General features: G+C 51.2%; 3 rRNA genes. All 3 read left to right on the top strand.

Features of this window, described 5'->3' with window-relative positions:
- Nucleotides 1-104: ribosomal RNA gene (locus AC0YNX_RS30670) — 16S ribosomal RNA — on the top strand; the annotation flags it as partial.
- A gap of 118 nt (nt 105-222) precedes the next feature.
- A 5S ribosomal RNA gene (gene rrf, locus AC0YNX_RS30665) occupies nt 223-339 on the top strand.
- 307 nt (nt 340-646) lie between these two features.
- Nucleotides 647-1,459, top strand: a 23S ribosomal RNA gene (locus tag AC0YNX_RS30660); the annotation flags it as partial.

Raw genomic sequence — 1,459 nt, 5'->3', positions numbered from 1 at the left:
GGGGTAACCCGCAAGGGAGCCAGCCGCCGAAGGTGGGGTAGATGATTGGGGTGAAGTCGTAACAAGGTAGCCGTATCGGAAGGTGCGGCTGGATCACCTCCTTTCTAAGGATATACCTGATCACGATGATGATCAGATAGCACCGTAAGGTGCACAACCGACAGGTTCGCTCATGTTCAGTTTTGAAGGAATAAATCCTTCAATAAAATAATAAAACATCTGTTTGGTAATAATGGCGAAGGGGAATCACGCGTACCCATCTCGAACACGACCGTTAAGCCCTTCAGCGCCGATGGTACTTGGACCGCAGGGTCCTGGAAGAGTAGGACGTTGCCAAGCAGGTGCAATAAGCACCAAGTTTGATGGTTATGCTTCTCTTGATTTGTTTAAGGGAGCGCAGCGACCACAAAACACTTGCACTTTGAAAACTGGATATGAAATTTGCGAAATATCTCTTAGCTGAGATTAACTAATGAAATGCAAGCGAAGGTTTTGTCTTTTGACTGCTTTTGGTACGGAGCGCATGCGCCGACAGTTCGAATGAGAACGACTTTGGTCGAAGACCACGGGAGAGATCATCGAATGTGGCGGGACTGAAGCGGCGGCACCAACGGGAGCTCAAACAGACAATATAAACCGGAGCAAAGGTTAAGCTACTAAGAGCGCACGGAGGATGCCTAGGCGCTAGGAGCCGAAGAAGGACGTGGCGAACGACGAAATGCCTCGGGGAGCCGTAAGCAGGCTTTGATCCGGGGATGTCCGAATGGGGAAACCCAGCTGGAGTAATGTCCAGTTACTATACAGTGAATACATAGCTGTATGAGAGGCAGACCAGGGGAACTGAAACATCTAAGTACCCTGAGGAAGAGAAAACAATAGTGATTCCGTCAGTAGCGGCGAGCGAACGCGGATTAGCCCAAACCAAGGAGCTTGCTTCTTGGGGTTGTAGGGCGTCTCACATGGAGTTACAAAGGTGTTGGTTAGGCGAAGAGGTCTGGAAAGGCCCGTGAGACAAGGTAAAAACCCTGTAGCCAAAAGTCAGCACTCTCCGAGACGTACCCTGAGTACCGCGAGACACGTGAAACCTCGTGGGAATCCGGCAGGACCATCTGCCAAGGCTAAATACTCCCTAGCGACCGATAGCGAAGCAGTACCGTGAGGGAAAGGTGAAAAGCACCGCGGAAGCGGAGTGAAACAGAACCTGAAACCGTGCGCTTACAAAAAGTCAGAGCCCTCTATATGGGTGATGGCGTGCCTTTTGTAGAATGAACCGGCGAGTTACGTTCCCATGCAAGGTTAAGGTGAAGAGCCGGAGCCGCAGCGAAAGCGAGTCTGAATAGGGCGATTGAGTATGTGGACGTAGACCCGAAACCGTGTGATCTACCCCTGTCCAGGGTGAAGGTGCGGTAACACGCACTGGAGGCCCGAACCCACGAATGTTGAAAAATTCGGGGATGAG

It is taken from the genome of Paenibacillus sp. J31R98 (assembly GCF_056269245.1).
This window is presented reverse-complemented; position numbering and strand designations above follow the sequence as displayed.